Annotated in this window: 21 protein-coding genes; 12 read left to right on the forward strand and 9 right to left on the reverse strand. The window is 68.3% G+C overall.

Going from position 1 to position 21,036, the window contains the following annotated elements; all coding sequences use genetic code 11:
• Positions 1 to 104 precede the first annotated feature (104 nt).
• The 12 genes from DNK89_RS17045 (at position 105) to DNK89_RS17100 (ending at position 10,390) form a co-directional block, all read left to right on the forward strand.
• On the forward strand, positions 105 to 776 hold the full coding sequence (locus DNK89_RS17045) for an amino acid ABC transporter permease (RefSeq protein ID WP_015014910.1): 672 nt from the start codon (positions 105 to 107) through the stop codon (positions 774 to 776).
• Positions 777 to 787: 11 nt separating this feature from the next.
• Positions 788 to 1,441 carry an amino acid ABC transporter permease gene (locus tag DNK89_RS17050; RefSeq protein ID WP_015014909.1) on the forward strand — a complete coding sequence of 218 codons (654 nt, stop codon included), beginning with the start codon at positions 788 to 790 and terminating at the stop codon, positions 1,439 to 1,441.
• Between the two features lie 65 nt (positions 1,442 to 1,506).
• Positions 1,507 to 2,313, forward strand: a complete 807-nt coding sequence (locus DNK89_RS17055; RefSeq protein WP_015014908.1) for a transporter substrate-binding domain-containing protein — start codon at positions 1,507 to 1,509, stop codon at positions 2,311 to 2,313.
• Positions 2,314 to 2,340: 27 nt separating this feature from the next.
• Positions 2,341 to 3,120 carry an amino acid ABC transporter ATP-binding protein gene (locus tag DNK89_RS17060; RefSeq protein WP_060984970.1) on the forward strand — a complete coding sequence of 260 codons (780 nt, stop codon included), beginning with the start codon at positions 2,341 to 2,343 and terminating at the stop codon, positions 3,118 to 3,120.
• Between the two features lie 61 nt (positions 3,121 to 3,181).
• Positions 3,182 to 3,928, forward strand: coding sequence for a sugar phosphate isomerase/epimerase (locus DNK89_RS17065; RefSeq protein ID WP_110961084.1), 747 nt, complete (start codon positions 3,182 to 3,184; stop codon positions 3,926 to 3,928).
• Positions 3,925 to 4,875 carry a sugar kinase gene (locus DNK89_RS17070; protein WP_110961085.1) on the forward strand — a complete coding sequence of 317 codons (951 nt, stop codon included), beginning with the start codon at positions 3,925 to 3,927 and terminating at the stop codon, positions 4,873 to 4,875. Before DNK89_RS17065 ends, DNK89_RS17070 begins: the two co-directional genes overlap by 4 nt.
• Positions 4,872 to 5,891, forward strand: coding sequence for a D-glycerate dehydrogenase (locus DNK89_RS17075; protein WP_110961086.1), 1,020 nt, complete (start codon positions 4,872 to 4,874; stop codon positions 5,889 to 5,891). Before DNK89_RS17070 ends, DNK89_RS17075 begins: the two co-directional genes overlap by 4 nt.
• Positions 5,888 to 6,964, forward strand: a complete 1,077-nt coding sequence (locus tag DNK89_RS17080) for a LacI family DNA-binding transcriptional regulator (RefSeq protein WP_110961087.1) — start codon at positions 5,888 to 5,890, stop codon at positions 6,962 to 6,964. The genes DNK89_RS17075 and DNK89_RS17080 overlap by 4 nt, the downstream gene beginning before the upstream one ends.
• Positions 6,965 to 7,064: 100 nt before the next feature.
• Positions 7,065 to 7,772 carry an HAD-IA family hydrolase gene (locus tag DNK89_RS17085; protein WP_110961316.1) on the forward strand — a complete coding sequence of 236 codons (708 nt, stop codon included), beginning with the start codon at positions 7,065 to 7,067 and terminating at the stop codon, positions 7,770 to 7,772.
• Positions 7,773 to 7,884: 112 nt separating this feature from the next.
• Positions 7,885 to 8,748, forward strand: a complete 864-nt coding sequence (locus DNK89_RS17090; RefSeq protein ID WP_110961088.1) for a DUF2189 domain-containing protein — start codon at positions 7,885 to 7,887, stop codon at positions 8,746 to 8,748.
• The gene (locus DNK89_RS17095; protein WP_110961089.1) at positions 8,745 to 8,957 is read left to right on the forward strand and encodes a DUF2788 domain-containing protein; all 213 of its coding nucleotides are present in this window, start codon (positions 8,745 to 8,747) and stop codon (positions 8,955 to 8,957) included. The genes DNK89_RS17090 and DNK89_RS17095 overlap by 4 nt, the downstream gene beginning before the upstream one ends.
• Positions 8,958 to 9,100: 143 nt before the next feature.
• Positions 9,101 to 10,390: a FimV family protein gene (locus tag DNK89_RS17100; RefSeq protein ID WP_110961090.1), complete on the forward strand. Its 1,290-nt coding sequence runs from the start codon at positions 9,101 to 9,103 to the stop codon at positions 10,388 to 10,390.
• 24 nt (positions 10,391 to 10,414) lie between these two features.
• Here the strand turns inward: DNK89_RS17100 and DNK89_RS17105 are convergent, their stop codons facing one another.
• The 9 genes from DNK89_RS17105 to DNK89_RS17145 form a co-directional block, all read right to left on the reverse strand.
• On the reverse strand, positions 10,415 to 11,464 hold the full coding sequence (locus DNK89_RS17105; protein ID WP_110961091.1) for a tripartite tricarboxylate transporter substrate-binding protein: 1,050 nt from the start codon (positions 11,462 to 11,464) through the stop codon (positions 10,415 to 10,417).
• Positions 11,465 to 11,498: 34 nt separating this feature from the next.
• On the reverse strand, positions 11,499 to 12,887 hold the full coding sequence (locus DNK89_RS17110; RefSeq protein ID WP_110961092.1) for a sensor histidine kinase: 1,389 nt from the start codon (positions 12,885 to 12,887) through the stop codon (positions 11,499 to 11,501).
• A gap of 3 nt (positions 12,888 to 12,890) precedes the next feature.
• Positions 12,891 to 13,559, reverse strand: a complete 669-nt coding sequence (locus DNK89_RS17115) for a response regulator (protein ID WP_015014896.1) — start codon at positions 13,557 to 13,559, stop codon at positions 12,891 to 12,893.
• Positions 13,560 to 13,708: 149 nt separating this feature from the next.
• Positions 13,709 to 14,719, reverse strand: coding sequence for a tripartite tricarboxylate transporter substrate binding protein (locus tag DNK89_RS17120; RefSeq protein ID WP_060984257.1), 1,011 nt, complete (start codon positions 14,717 to 14,719; stop codon positions 13,709 to 13,711).
• Positions 14,720 to 14,887: 168 nt separating this feature from the next.
• The gene (hpnE, locus tag DNK89_RS17125) at positions 14,888 to 16,177 is read right to left on the reverse strand and encodes a hydroxysqualene dehydroxylase HpnE (RefSeq protein ID WP_238990872.1); all 1,290 of its coding nucleotides are present in this window, start codon (positions 16,175 to 16,177) and stop codon (positions 14,888 to 14,890) included.
• Between the two features lie 51 nt (positions 16,178 to 16,228).
• Positions 16,229 to 17,068: a presqualene diphosphate synthase HpnD gene (gene hpnD / locus DNK89_RS17130; protein WP_110961094.1), complete on the reverse strand. Its 840-nt coding sequence runs from the start codon at positions 17,066 to 17,068 to the stop codon at positions 16,229 to 16,231.
• A gap of 123 nt (positions 17,069 to 17,191) precedes the next feature.
• The gene (locus DNK89_RS17135) at positions 17,192 to 18,703 is read right to left on the reverse strand and encodes a TRAP transporter large permease subunit (RefSeq protein ID WP_110961095.1); all 1,512 of its coding nucleotides are present in this window, start codon (positions 18,701 to 18,703) and stop codon (positions 17,192 to 17,194) included.
• Between the two features lie 10 nt (positions 18,704 to 18,713).
• Positions 18,714 to 19,247, reverse strand: coding sequence for a C4-dicarboxylate ABC transporter substrate-binding protein (locus DNK89_RS17140; protein WP_110961096.1), 534 nt, complete (start codon positions 19,245 to 19,247; stop codon positions 18,714 to 18,716).
• A 77-nt stretch (positions 19,248 to 19,324) separates the two neighbouring features.
• A complete protein-coding gene (locus DNK89_RS17145; protein ID WP_110961097.1) occupies positions 19,325 to 20,734 on the reverse strand; it encodes an L-serine ammonia-lyase in 1,410 nt (469 codons plus the stop codon).
• Between the last annotated feature and the right edge of the window lie 302 nt (positions 20,735 to 21,036).

A 21,036-nucleotide genomic window follows, 5' to 3' on the forward strand; every position in this document is an offset into this window, starting at 1 on the left:
TCATGCGTTGTTAGCCCCTTTTTGGGGTGCATCGGGTATTCCCTGATGTGGTTATGAAACCGGTTTCATAAACTGGCGCCACTTTGGAATAACGACTGTCCACCGTGAATTACCAGTTCCAGTTCGATGCCGTGTTTGCCGCGTGGCCCTTGCTGCTCAAGGGCACGTGGATCACCGTGCAGTTGTCCCTCACCGCCACTTTGCTGGGGCTGGTGGTGGCCATCTTTTGCGCCTGGGGCAAGACCGGCGGGCCGGGCTGGCTGCGGTTTCTGATCAACGCCTACATCGAGGTCATCCGCAACACGCCGTTTCTGGTGCAGCTGTTTTTCTTCTTCTTTGCGCTGCCGTCCATCGGCCTGCGCTGGTCGCCTTACACGGCGGCGCTCACCGCCATGGTGGTGAACCTGGGGGCCTACGCGGCCGAGATCGTGCGGGCGGGTATTGAGTCCATTCCCAAGGGGCAGATCGAGGCGGGCAAGGCGCTCAACCTCAAGCCGTGGGAGATCTTCCGGTTTGTCATCCTCAAGCCCGCGCTCAAGGCCATCTACCCGGCGCTCACCAGCCAGTTCATCTTGTTGATGCTCAGCTCGGCTGTGGTGTCGGTCATCTCGGCGGACGACCTGACCTCGGTGGCGGCCAACCTGCAGTCGCAGACCTTCCGCAGCTTCGAGATCTACATCGTGGTGACGGCCATCTACTTGGCGCTGGCGCTGAGTTTCTCGGCGCTGTTCAAGCTGATCTATCAGCGCGTCCTTAACTACCCCGACCGCCGATAAGGAGACCGACCATGCGTACCTTCGGACTCTCCGAGTTTTTATTCATCGTGCAGGCCGCGCAGTGGACGCTGGCGCTGTCGGCCATTGCCTTCGTCGGCGGTGCGCTGCTGGGGCTGGTGGTGGCGCTGTCGCGCACCTCAGAGAATGCGGCGGCGCGCAATGCGGCGCGCGTGTTCATCCAGGTGTTCCAGGGCACGCCGCTGCTGCTGCAGCTGTTCCTAATCTTTTTTGGCGCGCCGGTGCTGGGGTTTGACATCAACCCCTGGGTGGCAGCGGGCGTGGCGCTGGTGCTCAACAGCGCGGCCTTTCTGGCTGAAATCTGGCGCGGGTGCATCGAGGCGGTGCCACGCGGCCAGTGGGAAGCCGCCCAGGCGCTGAACCTCAAGTACGTGGCCCGCATGCGGTTTGTGGTGCTGCCCCAGGCTTTCAAGATTGCACTACCGCCCACGGTGGGCTACATGGTGCAGATCATCAAGGGCACGTCGCTGGCCGCCATCATCGGCTTCACCGAGATCACGCGGGCGGGGCAGATCATCAACAACGCCACGTTTCAGCCGCTGCATGTGTTCACCACCGTGGCCGCGCTGTACTTCGTGATCTGCTGGCCGCTGTCGCTGCTGGCCGCACGCATGGAGCGCAAGCGCGCCCGTGCTCTGGCGCGCTGACCCACGCGCCGCAACCCTCTTTTTTCTTTCTGTTCTCGTTCACACCAACCACCAGGAGACATGCGATGACTTTTTCTTTGCAACGCCGCACCGCCACCGCCGCTTTGGCCGCCTTGGGCCTGGGCGCCGCCCTCACGGCGTTTGCGCCGCTGGCCTCGGCACAGTCCGTGGCCGACATCAAGAAGAAGGGTGAGATCACCATCGGCATGCTGGTGGACTTTCCGCCCTACGGCACCACCAACGCACAAAACCAGCCCGATGGCTACGACGCCGACGTGGCCAAGCTGCTGGCCAAGGACCTGGGCGTGAAGGCCAACATCGTGCCCGTCACCGGCCCCAACCGCATTCCGTTTTTGCTGACCAACAAGGTCGATGTGCTGGTGGCCTCGCTGGCCATCACGCCCGAGCGTGCCAAGCAGGTGCAGTTCTCGCAGCCTTATGCGGCCGCCACCATCGTGCTGTACGGCAAGACCGGCGCCAACATCAAGAGCGCTGCCGACCTGAAGACCGTGCGCGTGGGCGTGGCCCGTGCCAGCACCCAAGACGTGGCCGTGACCAAGGCCGCGCCCGAGGGCACCGAAATCCGCCGCTTTGACGACGACGCATCGGCCATGCAGGCCCTGATCTCGGGCCAGGTCGATGCGATTGGCTGCTCGGTCACCGTGGCCGCGCAGATCGCCAAGCGCGTGCCCGCCAACACGTTTGAGAACAAGTTCAACCTGCTGCAGCAAGCCATGGGCATTGCCCTGCGCCCCGGCCAGGACGAGCTGACCAAGGCCGTGAACGACTTTGTGGCCCGCAACACCGCCAATGGCGAGCTGAACAAGCTGTACCAAAAGTGGCTGGGCGCCGACCTGCCCAAGCTGCAGTAAGCCGGCCTGAACGATAAGGAGCCATTGATGAGCGACGCAGTCACGACCGCCCCCGGCACACCGCCGATCATCCGCATGGAAGGGGTCAACAAGTGGTACGACAGCTTCCAGGTGCTCACCGACATCAACCTGTCGGTGCGGCCCGGCGAGCGCATCGTGATCTGCGGGCCATCGGGCTCGGGCAAGTCCACGCTGATTCGCTGCATCAACCGGCTGGAGACGGTGCAAAAGGGCCGCATCGAGGTTGATGGCATTGACCTGACCGCAGGCGGCAAGAACGTGGACGCCGTGCGCGCTGAAGTGGGCATGGTGTTCCAGCAATTCAACCTGTTCCCGCACCTGACCATTCTGGAAAACTGCACGCTGGCCCCCATGCGGTCGCGCGGCATGAGCAAGGCGCAGGCCGAAGAAGTGGCCATGAAGTACCTGACCCGCGTGCGAATCCCCGAGCAGGCGCACAAGCACCCGAGCCAGCTGTCGGGCGGGCAGCAGCAGCGCGTGGCCATTGCGCGGGCGCTGTGCATGGCGCCCAAGGTGATGCTGTTTGACGAGCCCACTTCGGCGCTCGACCCCGAGATGGTCAAGGAAGTGCTGGACACCATGATCAGCCTGGCCGAAGACGGCATGACCATGCTGTGCGTGACACACGAGATGGGCTTTGCCCGCAGCGTGGCCGACCGGGTGATCTTCATGGCCGACGGCAAGATCCTGGAGCAGGCGCCGCCTCAGCAGTTCTTTGGCCAGCCGCAGCACGACAAGACGCGGCAGTTCCTGGGCCAGATCCTGACTTCCCACCACGCACATTGAGACCTGGCAGGTCGTGCGGTTGATGGCCTCTGCCCTGGTGGGCGGAGCCTGAAAGAAACACATGAAGGTATTGATTTCCCTGTCCTCATTCGGCGCGGCCGAAACCGGTCGCCACGGCCAGCTGTGGTGCACCGACCTGGCCCAGCAAGCGGGTGCGGACGGCGTGGAGGTGCGTGGCGAACTGCTGCGCGACGCAGTCACCGAGCTGCCCGCACTGGCAGGCCGGGCAGCGGTGTACTCCAGCCCTGAAGGCCTGTGGACCCCGCAGGGCGCGCTGGATGAAGCAGCCCTTGCGCGTGGCGTGCAGGCCGCGCAGGTGCTGCGCGCGCCACGCCTGAAGATGTCGATTGGCGGCTTTGGCTCGCCGTCGCATGCCTCGCTGCACCGCCTCCAGGCCCTGCTGCAGGCCGCCCCGCAGGTGGAGCTGGTGATCGAGAACGACCAGACCGCCACCGCTGGCACGCTGGCGGCCATGCAGGCCTTTTTTGCAACCCAGGCGCAGGTGGGGCTCGATCTGGGCATGACCTTTGACATGGGCAACTGGCACTGGCAGGGCGAATGCCCGCTGCAGGCCGCGCAGGCACTGGCACCCTATGTGCGCTATGTGCACTGCAAGGGCGTGCAGCGCCTGCCCGCCAAGTGGGTGGCGGTGCCGCTGGCCGATTCGGTGGCGCCCTGGCGCGCCGTGTTGCGTGCCTTGCCAGCCGATGTGCCGCATGCCATTGAATACCCGCTGGTGGGTGACGACCTGGTGGCGGTCACGCGCGAACAGGTGGCCTTTATCCGCGCTGCACGGGAGGCCGCATGACCGCCCCGGCTTTTGACGTCGCACTGTTTGGCGAGGCCATGCTGCTGCTGGTGGCCAACGAGCCCGGTCCGCTGGAGAACGCCACCGGCTTTCACAAGCGCACAGCCGGGGCCGAGACCAATGTGGCCATTGGCCTGGCGCGCCTGGGCCTGAAGGTAGGCTGGGCCAGCCGCCTGGGCACCGATTCGATGGGCCGCGCGCTGCTGGCCGCCATGCAGGGCGAGGGCATTGATTGCTCGCACGTGGTGTGCGATGCCACACAGCGCACGGGCTTCCAGTTCAAGGAGCGAGTGATCGATGGCCGCGACCCGCAGGTCGAATACCACCGCAAGGGCTCCGCCGCCAGCCAGATGGGCCCCGCCGATGTGGACGAGCCCTGGCTGCAGTCCGCACGCCACCTGCATGCCACAGGCGTGTTTGCCGCCATCTCCGACACCAGCCTGCAGGCCGCCATCCGCACGCTGGAGGTGATGCGCGCTGCAGGCCGCACCATCTCGTTCGACCCCAACCTGCGTCCCACGCTGTGGTCGTCGCCCGAGACCATGCGCCACTGGATCAACACCCTGGCCACCTATGCCGACTGGGTGCTGCCGGGCATGGAAGAGGGCGTGTTTTTGACCGGCGAAACCACTCCAGAGGGCGTGGCACGCTTTTACCGTGAGCGCGGCGCCAAGCTGGTGGTGGTCAAGCTCGGGCCCGAGGGCGCGTACTACGACAGCGACGTGGCCGGCACCGGCCGCGTGCCCGGCGTGCCCGTGGCCCAGGTGGTGGACACCGTGGGCGCGGGCGACGGCTTTGCAGTGGGCGTGATCAGCGCGCTGCTGGAAGGCTTGACCGTGCCCGCCGCCGTGCGCCGTGGCGCCTGGATTGGTGCCCGCGCCGTGCAGGTGCTGGGCGACACCGAGGGGCTGCCCACCCGCGCCCAGTTGCAGGAGGCGGGCCTGTGAGCCTGCCGCTACCTTCAACAGACGGCAGCACAAGCCCAGCGCGCAAGCAAGTGCTGGTGTTTCGCGAGCTGCCGCCCGACCAGCTCGCGCGGCTGACCGCCGTGCACGATGTGACCGTGGCCGACCCGCGAAAGCCCGATGAACGTGCGCGGTTTGACGCCGCGCTGGCACTGGCGCACGGGCTCATCGGCTCCAGCTTTCCCATCGATGCCGCCGTGGTGGCACGTGCGCCCCGGCTGCAGGTGGTGTCCAGCATTTCGGTGGGCGTGGACAACTACGCTCTGGACGTGCTGCAGGCGCGCGGCATCATGCTGTGTCACACCCCCGGAGTGCTCGACGAAACAGTGGCAGACTCGGTGTTTGCCCTCCTCATGGCCACCAGCCGCAGGCTGGTGGAGCTGTCGCAGCTGGTGCGCGAGGGCCGGTGGACCAAGAACATTGGAGAAGACCTGTTTGGCAGCGATGTGCATGGCAAGACGCTGGGCCTGCTCGGATTTGGCCGCATTGGCCAGGCCCTGGCGCGCCGCGCCGCACTGGGGTTTGGCATGCCGGTGATGTACCACGCCCGCCGCCCGGTGGACCTGGCGACCCAGGCCCCTGAGCTGCAGGGCAAGGCCATCCACACGCCGCTGCCCGCGCTGCTGGCGCAATCAGACTTTGTGGTGGCCATGTTGCCCTTGTCCGACAGCACGCGGGGCATGGTCAACGCCGAACTGTTTGCGGCCATGAAGCCCGGCGCCATCTTCATCAACGGCGGCCGGGGTGCCACGGTGGTGGAACAAGACCTGCTGCACGCGTTGGACCATGGCCCGCTGCGCGCAGCGGGGCTCGATGTGTTTGCCACCGAGCCGCTGCCGTTAGCGTCGCCCCTGCGCCCCCACCCGCGCGTGACCCCGCTGCCCCACATCGGCTCGGCCACGCACGAAACGCGCCATGCCATGGCCGCGCTGGCCACCACCAACCTGCTGCAGGCCCTGGCGGGCGAACGGCCCGCCGCCGTGTACGTACCCGCATGAGCCCGCCGACACCCGCATCCTCCGCCACGCCCCGCGCCCGCCCCACCATCGCCGATGTGGCGGCGGAGGCCGGTGTGTCCAAGGCCACGGTGTCGCGCTACTTCAACCACCGTGAACGCCTGCTCAGCCCCGATATTGCGGCACGGGTAGAGGCAGCCATCGCCAAGCTGGCCTACGTGCCCAGCCCCATGGCCCAGGCGCTGAGCCATGGCCGCTCGCGGCTCATAGGCCTGGTGGTGGCCGACATCACCAACCCCTATTCGGTGGCCGTGTTGCGCGGCGCCGAGAAGGCCTGCCAGGACGCGGGCTACCTGGTCATGCTGTTCAACCTGGGCAATGACCGCGAACGCGAGCGTGCGGCCATCGATGCGCTGGCCAGCTACCAGGTGGACGGTTTCATCCTCAATACGCTGGGGCAGGGCGAGGGGCAGGCGGATGTGAACACCTTGCACGGCAAGCCCGCCGTGCTGGTGGACCGGCGCCACGCCGGGCTGGCGGCAGACTTCGTCTCGCTGGACAACCAGGGCGCCATGCGCGAAGCCTGTGCCCACCTGCAGCAGCAAGGCTGGCAGCGTCTGCTCTACATCACCCAACCCTTGCTGGGTGTGAGTTCCCGCATCGAGCGCACGGAGGCCTTTCGAGCGCTGGTGTCGTCCAAACGCTCGGCGGTGCGCGGCACGGTGCTGGAGCTGGCGGCGGAGCAGGGCGACGAGGTGCTGGACCAGGCACTCACCGATCTGCTGCGGCAGGCCCGGCCCGGCGAGCGCTGCGCGGTGGTGGCGGGCAATTCGGTGGTCACGCTGCGAGTGGCTGCGGCCGTGTCGCGCATGGGGTGGACGTTTGGACAACAGCTGGGTTTTGTGGGCTTTGACGACCCTGAATGGGCGTCGCTGATCCGGCCTGGCCTGAGCGCGGTGGCCCAGCCCACCGATGCCATCGGACAACGCGCGGCGCAGTGCCTGCTGGAGCGCATCAACGGCCTGGAAGGCCCTGCACGCGAGAGCCTGCTGCCGGGCCTGCTGGTGGTGCGCGGATCGTCGCTGGGGCCTGCGGGCGCTACAGACCCCGGTTGAACGCAGTGCACGGCGCAAAGGCCTGCGGTATGCTTTGCGGCCCTCGCCCCGGTGCATCGCCGGGGCCTCTTTTTTCGCCTTCATCCTTCAGGTGCGCCCTGTGCCAAATCCCTCTCTGGACACCTCCCGCATCCGCGCCATCTCCATCGATCTGGACGACACGCTCTGGCCCATCTGGCCCACCATCACGCGGGCTGAGAGTGTGCTGCTGGACTGGCTGACCCACCACGCGCCCGCCACGGCGGCATTGTTCTCGGACACCGAGGCACTGCGCGCGATCCGCAACCAGATGGTGACCCTGCGCCCTGACCTGAAGGGTGACCTGAGCGCGCTGCGGCGCGAGTCCATCCGGCTGGCGCTGACGCAGGCCGGTGACGAGCCCGCGCTGGCTGAACCGGCGTTTGATTTGTTCTTTGCCGAGCGGCAGCGGGTGGAGCTGTTTGACGATGCACACGACACGCTGGCTTTCTTGTCAGCGCGCTACCCGGTGGTGGCGGTGTCCAACGGCAATGCCGATATCCACCGCATCGGCATCGGCCACTACTTTCGCCACAGCATCAGCGCGTCGGACTTTGGCATCGCCAAGCCCGATGTGCGCATCTTCCATGCGGCCGCCACGGCCGTGGATGTGCTGCCCCACGAGGTGCTGCACGTGGGCGACGACGCCACGCTGGATGCGCAGGGCGCGCTGAACGCGGGCATGCAGGCGGTGTGGATCAACAGTGCCAAACACCCCTGGCCGCACGACGACACACCGCCCCATGCCACGGTGGACAGCCTTACCGCGCTGTGTCGGCTGTTGGCCTGACGGGTTCTACTGGGTTCGGTTTCTTGCCTCAGGTCAAGGTTTGGGTGCGCGGCGGTTGAAGCTGCGGCCCGATCAGGTCACACTCCATCGTCGCTCAGCGACCCATCCCACCATGCCGCGTACTCCCCCTCCATTGCCCGCCATCCGCACTATCGGCCTGATGCAGCCCATGACCTGGCTGGTGCTGGCCTGGCGCGACATGGCGCGGGCAGGCTGGATCAGTTTTGCGCATGGCCTGGCACTCACACTGTTTGGGGCCGCCATCTTTGCAGTGGCCCACCACCGCTTCTGGCTGCTGGCGGGGGCTCTGTCGGGCTTTCTGGTGGTGGCGCCGGTGTTGGCCACCAGCCTGTATGCGCTGAGCCGAGCGCTCGAGCGCGGCGAGGCCGCCAACCTGGGCGTGGTGCTCAAGACCTGGCTCAACTGGCAGAACAGCCATGTGAACAAATGGGGCAGAGACTACTGGTGCATGCTGCAGTTCGGGGCGCTGCTGGCGCTGGCCGCCTCGGGCTGGGTCATGACCTCGGCGGCGCTCATTACGCTGCTGGCGCCCGTGCCCATCGAGACGCCGCTCGACTTTCTGCGCCATGTGGTCATGGCGCGGGACGGCTGGTTGTTTGAAATCTGGCTGGCGCTGGGCAGCCTGATGGCCGCGCCCATTTTTGCATCCAGCGTGGTGGCCATGCCGCTGCTGCTGGATCGCCGCGCCACGTTGCTGCAGGCCGTGCTCACCGGCTGGCAGGCGGTCATCACCAACCCGCTGCCGATGGCGTTCTGGGCTGCCATCATCCTGGGCTTTACCTTGCTGGGCCTGGGATCGCTGCTGCTGGGCCTGATCGCTGTGATGCCCATGCTGGGCCACGCCAGCTGGCATGCTTACCGCGACCTGGTGGATGCATCCAGCCTGCCCGAGCGTGACCTGGTGGCCCCCGCTGTACCGAATGCCTCTGTGCGTCGGCCTGGAGGGACATCGTGATTTTTGGATTTACCGAGGCGCAGATCTCGGGCTTCTTCCTTACCTACGGGGTGGGGGCGTTCATTGCCTACATGCTGTTCATCATCGGGCAGCTGGCGTGGGAATCGAAGGCCGGACGCTTTGGTACGTTCGTGATCTTCCTGGGGCTGGGCGTGGGTTTTCTGGGTTTCCTGGCCAAGGTGGTGATCCAGTGGTGGCTGGAGCGATAGCCGCCTAGGCGGCCTGCTGCTCAATGCCCCGCGCTCTAGATTGCGCGCTTTGCGGGGCTTGGCACTGAGGCCTGCGCATTCATTTCTTTCCGTTGTGTTTTGTTTCATGTAGAAACTAATTGCAATGGCAGGAGGTGGTTGTGATGCTGCGTAACTCCCTGATCGTCGCCCTGCTGGGGCTGCTGGCCGAGGGGGCCGAAGCCCTGTCCCTGGGCGCGCCGCAAGGCAAGGTGTGGCTGGGGCAGCCCATCGACCTGGGCTTTGAAGTCCAGCTGGACCCAGGCATGTCGGTAGACGCCTTGTGCCCGCAAGTGCGGCTGGTGTCCGGCGATGTGGCTGTGCCGGCAGGGCGTGTCCAGGTGAGCGTGCGGCCGGGCGACCAAGAGCGCAACCCGGTGCTGCGGGTGCAGTCCTCCCACTTGGCCGACGAGCCGGTGCTGACCGCCCAGGTCTCCGTCCATTGCACGGGCCGGGTGACGCGCGAATACACCTTTCTGGCGGACCTGCCCGCCACCGTGGCAGCGGGGCTGAGGCCGGTGGCGATTCCCTGGGAGGTGCCCCTGGCAGAGGTCTCCCCCTCGCGAGCGGGTGGGGTGGGTGCCGGAGAAGCATCTTCTGCAACCGCAAGGGTACCCTCGCGGCCGCGCAAGGTGTTGTCCGCCAGCCGGGTGACCCGCAAGAGCACAAGGGTGGCTGCAAAGTCTGCTGGGGCTCCCGCCGTGCGCACCCCGCCCCCTGACGCAACGGTGGTGGCCAGTACGACCCGCGTGACGCAGCCCGCGCCCCAGGAACCACCCAGTGCCGCGCCCAGCATGGCGCCCGAGACCGCAGCAGCGCCCCCCGCACAGGCGTCGGCATCGTCCGCCGCCTCGGTGGCTCCGGCTGCGGCAACCGCTGCGCCCGGCCCGGCCAAGCCCCGGCTGGTGATGGAGCCGTTGACCGCGCTGGTCACGCCGCCCGCCTCGGGCGAAGGGGCTCCGTCCGACGGTGCGGCGCTGACGCCGCTAGCGGCTGCAACCCCAGAGGTCAACGCGCTGGACGGCGCGGGGACTGCCAGCGCGCGCATGCAGGCCTTGCAGGTGGAAGTGGACCGCATGCGCGAGCAGGCCGAGCAGGACCATCAGGCCACGCTCGCATTGCTGGCCCGCGTGGAGCAACTGAATGCAGGGCATTTCCCGGCGTCCCTGGTGTACGGGCTGCTGACGATGCTGGCCTTGACGGTGGGGGCGGCCGGTTGGCTGCTGGCACGCATGCGGCGTGCCATGGACGCATCGAACGAAGAATGGCGCAACACCTTGACGGCCTATGTGGCTCAGTCCTCTTTGCCTGCAGCGGTAGATGCCGAGGCCGAGCGCCGCATGGCGGTGCTGCCTGCCGATGACCGGCCCGCCGGGTTGCCGGGACTGCATGGTGCTGGCGTGTTGCCGGCGTAGAGTCGAGGTGGTGCGTGGCGCAGCTCAACGCGGCCAGGACCGCAGCCCCAGGTCCTGCGCCAGGCGGCGATAGTCGGCCAGGCTGCGCTGCACATAGTCGTCCAGGGCGGCGCCACTGAGCGCAAAGGGGTACAGCCCATGGCGGGCGCACAGGGCGGCATAGCCGGGTGCCGCCTGCGCTTCCTGCAAGGCAGTCGTCCAGGCGTGGGCGACGGCGTCGGGCACGCTGGCGGCCATGTAGAGGCCACGCACGGTGGTCCATTGCAGGTCAATGCCTTGCTCGCGCGCGGTGGGCAGGGCGGCCAGGGTACCGGGCAACCGCGCGGGGGCCAGCACCGCCAGGATGCGCACCGGCAGGCCTTCCGCAGCGGCCCGGGTGGCCTCGGCCGCGTCCCCGGTGAAGATGTCGATGTGGCGGCCGCCCAGCGCCTTGAGCGCTTCTCCACCGCCCTCAAACGACACAAAACGCATGCGCTTGTGGTCTTGCCCCGCCGCGCGCACCAGCAGCGCAGCCTTCACCCAGTCCTGGCTGCCCAGCGTGCCGCCGGCACCAAACACCACGCGGCCCGAATCTTTTTGCAATGCGGTGACCACGTCCTGCAGGCGCTGGTAGGGAGCGTCGCGGTGCACGGCCACCACGCCGTAGTCATTGCCCAGCGTTGCAATCCAGCGCACGGCGCTCACCGGGTGCGGGCCGAAGCGGCCCTGCGCCAGGTTGAGCAGCGAGCCGCTGGAGAACGCCACCAGCGTGCCGGCCCCTCCCAGGCGGCCCGTGGCCACCTGGTCAAACGCCACCGCACCAATGCCACCGGGAAGGTAGCGGGTGCGCAGCGGCGTGCGGCCAGGGCGCACGGCTTGCAGCGCTTGCGAGGCCAGACCACAGGTCAGGTCAAATCCGCCGCCGGGGCGTGAGGGTGCAATGCACTCCGCCGGTTCACGGGATGCGTCGGCCGCCGCCGGCAAAGGAGCCAGGCCCGCGCCAGCGCTGGCAGCGGCTGCGAACGTCTGCAGCAGCTGGCGGCGGCTGCAAGGCGCGGTCAGCAGGCGGTGCGTGGCGGGCAAGGGCTGCGGCATGGGGCGTGGAGTTTCAGTGGTTCAGCGGGCTGCGTCAGGCGCGGGGCCACCAGAGTATCGCCAGAAGCCCCGGCCCCTCGGCGCGCGCCTGCAGCCGCAGGCTGCCCCGGTGCCGCTCGGCAATCGACCGCGCAATCGCCAGCCCCAGGCCCGACCCGCCCGCCGTGGCTTGCGAGCCCCTCCGGTAGCGCTGGCCCAGGGCGTCGCGCTCCTCGGCGGGCAGGCCGGGGCCGTTGTCCTCCACGCTGATGCTCCAGCCCAGGCTGTCACCCGCAGCCGACACGGTGACAGTGCCCTGCGCAGGGGTGTAGGCGATGGCGTTGGCCGCCAGATTGGTCAGGGCCTCGCGCAGCAGGCCACTGTCGCCCACCGCCTCGATGCCAGCGGCGGGCGTATGGATGCCAAAGTCGATCTGCTTGGCGCGCGCCTGGGGCAGCAGTTCCAGCGCCACTGTGCGCAGCAGCGCGGCCAGGTCGAAAGGCGTCAGCTCCACCGCCGCCGTGTCGCTGCGGCCCAGTGCCAGCAGTTGCTGTGTGCTGCGCGTGGCGCGGGCGATTTCGCCCCCAATGGCGGCCAGCGTGTGCTGCACCTGCGTGCTGTCGCCTTCGCGGCGCGCGTAGTCGATCTGCATCTGCAGCGTGGTGAGGTGGGTGCGCAACTGGTGCGAGGCATCGTCCAGAAACTGCCGCTGCTGTGCCACCAGGTCTTGCGTGCGCGCCATCTGTTGGTTGACCGCGTCCACCAGCGGGCGGATGTCGGCGGGCAGGTCGTGGGATGCCAGCGGGGTCATGTCGTCGCCGCTGCGCGCCTGCACCTCGCGCGCCAGCCGCGTCAGCGGGCGCAACGCTACGGCCAGCAGCGCTGCTGTGCCCAGCACCATCAGGGCCAGCACCAGCGCATCGCGCTGCACCGCGCGGCGCACAAAGCGGTCGGTGAAGTCTTGGCGCGACCGGGTGCTTTCAGCCACCTGCACCAGCACGGTGGATGCGGGTTCTGCGCGGTCCAGCGCGCGGCGGTAGGCGGCCAGCCGCACGGATTCGCCAAAGTAGGTGGCGTCATAAAAGCGCGGCACGCCGGGCTCCAGCGCGCCGGCCGGCAGGGGCAGGTCGGCATTGCCCAGCTCCACCAGCCCGTCGGACGACGCCACGCGAAAGTACACGTTGCCGCTGGCCGTGAGTTCAAAGAATTCGAGCATGCTGTACGGCAGCTCGGCCGACAGGCCGCCCGAGGCGGTGGAGATGTTGGCGTCGATGGACTTGAGCGCGCCGAGCAGCGAGCGGTCGTAGGCCGCGTTGGCAGCCTCCAGCGCATCGTGCCGTGTCATCCAAAGCTCTACGCCCGTCACCATGGCCAGCAGCGGCAGCAGCAGCATGGCCAGCAGCCGCCACAGGCTGGCGCGGCGCAGTCGTGCGGTCAGGCCCATCGTTCAGTCTGCCTCTAGCGCATAGCCCAGGCCGCGCAGCGTGGTGATGCGCACACCACTGCCATCCAGCCGCTTGCGCAGGCGGTGCACAAACACCTCCACGGCTTCGGGGTGCACATCGTCATCGTCGGTGAACACGCGGTCCAGGATCTGCTGCTTGGAAAACGGCTCGCCACTGCGCTGCACCAGCACGCGCAGCACGGCATGTTCGCGCGGCGACAGGGCCAGGGGCTCGCCGCGCAGGGTGAACTGCTTGCGGGCGCTGTCGTATACCAGCGCACCGCAGGCCTGGCGCTGGTGCTCGTTGCCACGCGCGCGGCGCACCAGGGCGTGCAGGCGTGCCTCCAGCTCGGCCAGCTCGAAGGGCTTGGCCAGAAAGTCGTCGGCCCCCGCGTTGAGCGAGCGCACGCGCTCGTCCAGCGAATCACGTGCCGTCAGGATCAGCGCGGGCAGGCGCTGGTCGCGGTCGCGCAAGCGCTGCAGCACCGCCTGCCCGTCCAGCCCGGGCAGGCCCAGGTCCAGCACCAGTGCGTCGTAGTTGTCGTGCTGCTGCAGCGCGCGGTCGGCCAGGCGGCCATCGTTCACCCATTCGACCTGAATGCCCGCATGCTCCAGCGCACGGCTGAGCCAGGTGCCCAGGTTGTGGTCGTCTTCGGCCAGAAGGATGCGCATGGCTGGGATGCTAATGCCGTTCGCTGATATTTCTTTGCGTCCCAGGCGTTTGCAACTGGCGAGACCCAAGCCAGAGCCACCGTGGAACTGGCTTTGCCAGACCAGCGGTGGCGTCCCCCTCGTGGGAAGACGCGAAGCGGCTCAGGGGGTTAGTCTGGCTTCACCTTCGCGCGCAGCAGCACCTTCTTCCAGCGCTCCTGTTCAGACGCAATGAACTGCGCAAACTGCGCGGGCGTGCCGCCAATGGCCTCAGCCGCGTCCGCGTTCAGGCGCTCCAGCGAGCCGGGGGCCTTGACGGCCTTGGCGGTCTCGGCCGCCAGCTTGTCGAGGTTGGCCGGGGCCAGGTTGGCGGGCGCCAGCATGCCGTACCACTGCGTCATCTCAAAGCCCGGAAAGCCCTGTTCGGCCACCGTGGCCACGTCGGGCAGCTGGGGCAGGCGCTTGGCCGATCCGGTGGCAATGCAGCGCACCTTGCCGGCCTTGATGAAAGGCAGCAGGGCGGCAGCGCCCACGGCAGCGGCATCAAGGCGGCCCGAGAGCAGGTCGGTCATCATGGGGCCGGTGCCACGGTAGGGCACGTGCAGCATGAAGATCTCGGCGGTCATCTTGAGGTATTCAAACGCCAGGTGGCCTGCGCTGCCGTTGCCCGCCGAGCCATAGCTGAGCTTGGCCGGGTTCTTCTTGGCGTAGGCGATGAACTCCTTGAGGTTCTTGGCGGGCACGTCGGGGTGCACCACGTACAGGCTGGGCACCTTGGCCAGCAGGCTCACGGGCTTGAAGTCCTTGTTGGCGTCGTAGGGCAGCTTGTCGAAGATGAAGGGGTTGACGGCCAGTGTGCCGATGTGGCCCAGGATCAGCGTGTGCTGGTCGTCGGAGCGCGCCACTTCACCCATGGCGATGTTGCCTGCGGCGCCCGGCTTGTTGTCCACATACACGCTCTGGCCCAGCGTCTTGCCCAGCTCGGCAGCGGTGGAGCGGGCCACGATCTCCGAGCTGCCGCCCGGAGCGAACGGCACCACAAACCGCACCGACTTGGAGGGCCAGGCCGCCTGGGCCGATGCACCGGTGGGCAGCAGGCCGCCCAGGGCCAAGGCGCCGCTGGCTCCCAGCAGGTGGCGGCGGGTGGGGGACCAGAGGGCGGGGTGTTCGTGTGAAAGCATGGGGGTGTCTCCGTCAAAACAATAGGCCGAAAGGCCAAAGGGCCCAAAGGCGAACAAGGCGCATGCGGTATGCGTGTGGCCCCATGGTGCCCGGGCCGTGCTTTCGGAATGCTGTCAGCGGGCTTGGTAGTTACCCGGGGGTGGCCCGCAGGCCCTGGCGGCGTGGGGTCAGCCGGCTGCCGCGCAGGCCGCCACGGCGGTGCCGCTAAGTACCGCGCCTTCCAGCGTCGCCGGATAGGGCCCGTCCACATAGTCGCCGCAGGCCGTCAGCCCCGGCAGCACCTGCATGGCAGGCCGCTGCAGGCCGGGGGTGCACGCAAACGTGGCGCGCTTTTCGACCACGGTCTGCACGGGGCGCAGGCCGGGCAGGCCCAGCTGCGCGGCGGCTTGCTGCAGCACCTGCTGCTCGATGAGTGCCCGGTCGCCGTCGCTGGCGCTCACCACAAAGGCCAGCAAGCCCTGCTGGCCGTCAAGCTGGCCCCGGTCGAACACGAACTGTGCCGGGTGCTCTGCCGTGTTGTGCAGCGCCAGCATGGGCTGGGGTAGTTGTGCGCCGCTGGCGTGGGCGTAAACGGTGGTGATGGCCTCAAACCGCAAGGCATTGGCGGTGGCGCTCCAGCGGGCGGCAGCAGCCAGACCCGCCGTGCTGGCAAGGCCATCGACCAAGCGCGCGGCCTCCCACGACGGGCAGGCCAGAGTGATGTGGTCGAAGGCTTCGGTTGCTTCTGAGCCTTGCGCCGCACCCCCAGTCCCCGCTAACTGCCATCGTCCGCTGGGCAGGGGCACGAGCCGCTGGATGCGTTGGCCGGTGACCACCACCTGGCCACCTTGCTGCACCAGCCAGCGCCCCGCAGCCTCGGGGAACAGCGCGCCCAGGTCGGTGCGGGGCAGCAGCAGGTTGGAGCCGCCACGCCCGCTGAACAGGCTGTCCTGCAGCACCCGCAAAAACACCTGGCCGCTGGCCTCGCGTGCGGGGGTGTTGAGTGCCGACACGCACAGCGGGTCGATGAACTCGGCCATCAGCCGGGGCGTGAGCGGGGCGCACAGGTCTGCCACCGAGGTGTGGGGCGCGCAGCGAAAGCCGCGCAGCTGCCAGGCCGTGGCCGTGCGCAGCAGAGCGATCTTGTCTTGCCAGCCCCAGCCTTTGGCGCGCGCGATGCCCAGCAGCGCATCCAGCGGCGGGGGCAGGTCGGGCAGTTGCAGGCCCAGGCCATCGGGGAACTGCAAGGTCAGCGGCAGGCGCAGCAGCGCGGTGGCAGGGTCCATGCCCACCAGGCGCATCAGGCGCAGGCTCTCGGTGTAGGCACCAATCAGGATGTGCTGGCCGTTGTCCAGCGTGGCCGCTGTGCCATCGGGCAGCACGCCCGGCACGGCGCGGGCGCGGCCGCCCACCGTGCGCGCGGCCTCGAACACGGTGACCTGGCGGCCGGCCTGCCGGTGAGCGATGGCTGCAGCCATGCCGGCCCAGCCAGCCCCGATGACGGCGACTTTCTGCGGTGCCACGCCGGGCTACATCCTGCCCAGGGCTTGCATCTTCCAGGCCAGCCAGAACTTGCGCAGCGGCGTGAGGCGGATGCGCTGGTGCAGCACCTGGAAGTTTTCGTGCTCGATCTCGCGCAGCAGGGTGCGGTAGATGCTGGCCATCATCAGGCCGGGCTTTTGGGTGCGGCGGTCCGCGTCGGGCAGCAGGGCAAAGGCCTCGTCGTACAGCCGGTGGGCGCGCTCCGCCTGAAAGCGCATGAGGGCGGTGAACCTGTCGGAGTACTGGCGCTTCAAGATCTCGTGCGCCTTCACGTCGAACTGCTGCAGCTCGCTGACGGGCAGGTAAATGCGGCCCAGCATGGCGTCTTCGCCCACGTCGCGGATGATGTTTGTGAGCTGGAACGCCAGGCCCAGCCGGTGGGCGTATTCGGTGGTGCGCGGGTCGGTCTGGCCGAAGATGCGCGCGGCCACTTCACCCACGATGCCCGCCACCAGGTGGCAGTAGCCCTGCAGGCCTGCAAAGTCGAGGTAGCGCGTCTGCTCCAGGTCCATCTGGCAGCCGTCGATCACGGCCTGCAAGTGGCGCTGTTCGATGCCGTAGTCGGCCGCCAGCGGCATCAGCGCCAGCATCACGGGGTGCGTGGGCTGGCCCGCGTAGGCCTTGGTCACTTCGGCCTGCCACCAGGCCAGCTTGGTGCGGGCCACGCCCGGGTCGCTCACTTCATCGACCACATCGTCCACCTCGCGGCAAAACGCATAGAACGCCGTGATGGCCGCGCGGCGCGGGGCAGGCAGAAAGAGAAAGGCGTAATAGAAGCTGCTGCCCGAGGCCACGGCTTTTTGCTGTACGTACTGCTGCGGTGTCATGGGGCGAGATTGTCCCATGGCGCACCGGGGCGGGCCGGTTGTCGGGGTTTGAGGTGTTTTCGGGCGGGTGCGCTAGTGCAGTATGCCCTTGGTGCTATTGAAATGATAGCTTTTGAGGAGGCGTCACGGAGCCATTGGTGAGGCGGCGGGTGCAGGGGCAGGCGCCTCGGGTTGCGACATCTCGCGCATCAGCGCGTCCAGGTCGTCGCCCTGGATCGACATCTCGGGCAGCGTGGCGGGCGTGCTGCGCAGCCACTGCGTGGTGGCGGGCACGGCCATCACCAGGACGATCACGCCGGCCAGGCAGAGCAGGTAGGGCGCCAGCGCACGCGCCACCGCGCCCATGGCGGGCCGGGGAGCCACCTGGGCGCGGGACAGCACCAGCGCGTAGCCCAACGGCGGCAGCAGGAACCCCGCCTGCAGCACCAGCAGGGTGAGCGCGGCCACCCAGGCCGCGTCATCCCCCAGCGCCAGCAAAGGGGGCATGACGATGGGGATGATCAGAAAGATCAGCTCGAACGCGTCCAGCACAAACGCCGAGCCCAGCAGCACGGCCAGCACCACCCCCATGGCCAGCAGGGGCTGGCCCTGCAGGGCACGCATCCATTCGGCCACCAGCACATCGGTGCCGTAGGCGCGCAGCACCAGCGAGAACGTGACCGCCGCCACCAGCAGCGCAAACAGCGCGCCGGTGAGCGCCATGGCGTCGTCAAGCACCTGTGCCAGCCGCCGCAGCGTGAGCTGGCGCGACGCCACGCCCCACACCAGCAGCAGCACCCCGGCGGTGGCGGCGGCCTCCACCGCCCGCACGCGGCCGGTGGTGACCAGTGCCAGCAGGGCCACGATGAGCGTGGGCACCACGCCCAGCGTCCAGCGCTCGCCGCAGGTCAGCGGCACGGGTGCTGAGGACGCGGCCCCTTGATCTGCGATGCGGCCAGTGCGGCGCTGGGCGAGCCACCAGGTCACGCCCATCCACAGCACCAGCAGCAGCGCACCGGGGGGCAGGGCGGCCTGCAGCACGTCCTGGGTGTTGATGATGCGGGTGCCTGCGTGGGCGCTGGCCAGCCCCAGCTGCGTGGCCAGGGTCAGGCCCTCGGTGTGGGCGCGCAGCATGGCATCGCCCAGCAGCAACAGCACCAGCGACGGCGGCACGATGATGCCCAGCGTGCTGGCCACTGCGACCAGGGCAGTGCGGCGGGCGGGCGGCATGCCTTCGTGGGCCCAGGCCTGCCCGGCGGTGTGCGACAGGGTCACCAGGCTGGCCCCCACCGATCCGTTCATGGGCGCCATCAGCATGCCCACGCCCAGGCCCGCCATGTCGGGCGCGGCCCGTTGCCCCACCACGCGCGCTAGCACCTTGCGCAGCCCGCTGTACAGGCCGTTGACCAGTGCCAGGTGGTTGAGCAGCGCACCCACCACGGCGTACAGCACCAGCGCCTGCAGCAGGTCGTGTTCGAGCAGGCCCACCACGCGTTCCGGCAGGCTGCGCAGCACCGCGCCATCAAACGCGCCCAGCGCCAGGCCTGCCACCGCGCCCAGGGTGCTGACGCCCAGCAGCACGGCGTAGGTGGCCCAGCCGGTGGTCATCATCAGCACCAGGGCCAGCACCAGCAGCAACAGGCCGATGGCGTTCATGGGATGAGACTCATGCAGGGTCCGCCGGTGCGCCAGTGGGCGTGCGCAGCGTGTGCACGGCCCTCCACAGGTCGGCCAGTGCTTGCAGGGCCAGCAGCACGGCCAGCAACAGCAAGGCCAGCTTGATGGCGAAGTAGCCGGGGTTGGCGGTTTCAGGAAAATTCTCCAGCCCCCGCACCGACCGCCACACCGTGGGCGCGGCGTTGATGCACACAAACACCGCCCAGGGCAGCACGGCCAGGGGTGCGCCCAAAAGGCGCATGGCGCGCACCGGGCCCCGGCCCGCATGGGCAAGGTCGGGGCGGCTGACCAGGTGGGCGCCGCGCCGGTCCGCATGGCGCAGGGCCACGGCCACATACAGCGCAAACAGCACCTGCGCGAGGTCGTTGGCCTGGCTGGACCCCGCGCCCCACCCGTCGCGCAAAGGCCACTGCAAGAACAGCAGCAATACGACCAGCAGCGCCAGCGGCATCACCAGTGCGCCCGGGCGGTTGAGCCAGCGCTCCAGCGGCAAGGGGGTGGGCAGGTCCGGCGGCAGATGCATGCAGGTGGTGGGCTACGAAACGTGCCGCGAAGCGAGGTGCGAGAGGGATTGCGATAGAGGCCGGTGGGCGGCGCTGTTCAGCATTCGACCACATTCACCGCCAGCCCGCCGCGCGATGTCTCCTTGTATTTCACCTTCATGTCCGCGCCGGTCTGCATCATGGTCTTGATGACCTTGTCGAGCGAGACCACGTGCTGTCCGTCGCCGCGCAGCGCCATGCGGGCGGCGTTGATGGCCTTGATTGCGCCCATGGCGTTGCGCTCGATGCAGGGGATTTGTACGAGGCCACCCACCGGGTCGCAGGTCATGCCCAGGTTGTGCTCCATGCCGATCTCGGCGGCGTTCTCTACCTGCTCGGGCGTGCCGCCCATCACGGCGGCCAGTGCGCCGGCGGCCATGGAGCAGGCCACGCCGACTTCGCCCTGGCAGCCCACCTCGGCGCCCGAGAGCGAGGCGTTCTCCTTGTAGATGATGCCGATGGCGCCTGCGGTGAGCAAAAAGGTGGCAATGCCGTCATCGTTGGCCGGGATGGGACCCTGCAAAAAGTTGACGTAGTAGTGCAGCACGGCCGGGATCACGCCCGCTGCACCATTGGTAGGGGCCGTCACCACGCGGCCGCCCGCGGCGTTTTCTTCGTTCACGGCCATGGCGTAGAGGTTCACCCAGTCCAGCATGGACAGCGGGTCGCGCAGCGCGGCCTCGGGCGAGCGGCTCAGGTTCTTGTGCAGCTCGGCCGCGCGGCGGCGCACATGCATGGGGCCGGGCAGGGTGCCGGTACTGGCGCAGCCGCGCTGCACGGCGCCTGCCATGGTCTGCCAGATGGCCAGCAGCTGGCGCCGCACCTCAGCCGGGCTGCGCCAGTGCTGCTCGTTGGCGGCCATGAGCTGGGCCATGCTCAGGCCGGTGGCGCGGCACTGCGCCAGCAGCTCAGCCCCGGTGCGGAACGGGTGTGGCAGGCCCTGGCCGTGGCCGGCGGTGTCGGTGCCCGTGCTGGCCGGGGTGTTGAGCACCCGCTGGCCCGCTGCATCGACCACAAACCCACCGCCCACCGAGTAGTACTCGCGCGTGGCGATGTCGTTGCCCTGCGCATCCAGTGCATGGAACGCCATGCCGTTGGGGTGCAGCGGCAGGCTTTTGCGGCGAAACAGCAGGTGGTCCTTTTCGACAAACGGCACGGCGTGCGCGCTCAGCAACGCCAGCGTGCCGCTCTGGCGGATCTGTGCGATAGCGGGAGCGATCTGGTCGGGGTCGATATGGTCTGGCTCATGCCCGGCCAGGCCGAGCAGCACGGCGCGGTCGGTGCCGTGGCCCACGCCGGTGGCCGAGAGGGAGCCGAACAGCTCCACCGTGACCTGGTGCACGGCCGCCAGTCCGACGGTGTCGCGCACATGGCAGGCAAACTGCCGGGCAGCAATCATGGGGCCCACAGTGTGGGAGCTGGACGGCCCGATGCCGATCTTGAAGAGGTCGAAAACGCTGACGGACATGGTGGGGGTGACCCTGGCTCAAAAGAAGTGCCGCAGCGCTTGTGGCGCGCGGGCACGGGCCGGCAGGGTGGGGCGCTGGCCGCCGCCCTGCCACGGTGGCCGCGAGGCTAACCGGGTGCGGTGGCCGGGGCATGCTCGCTATCCCTGCCCCGGCCGGACCAAGGGCGCGGACTATCTCGGTGGTTTGCTATTAATTAGATAGCTGGTGACGTATGTAAATCAAGCGCTACAGGCCGTTTTGGCACTGCATGGTGCTCTGGCGGGCGAGTGTGTGAGCCCGCCTTGCGGCCCATGAATCTTTC

The organism is Acidovorax sp. ST3, from assembly GCF_003231145.1.
In the GTDB taxonomy this organism is placed as follows: Bacteria; Pseudomonadota; Gammaproteobacteria; order Burkholderiales; family Burkholderiaceae_C; genus Acidovorax.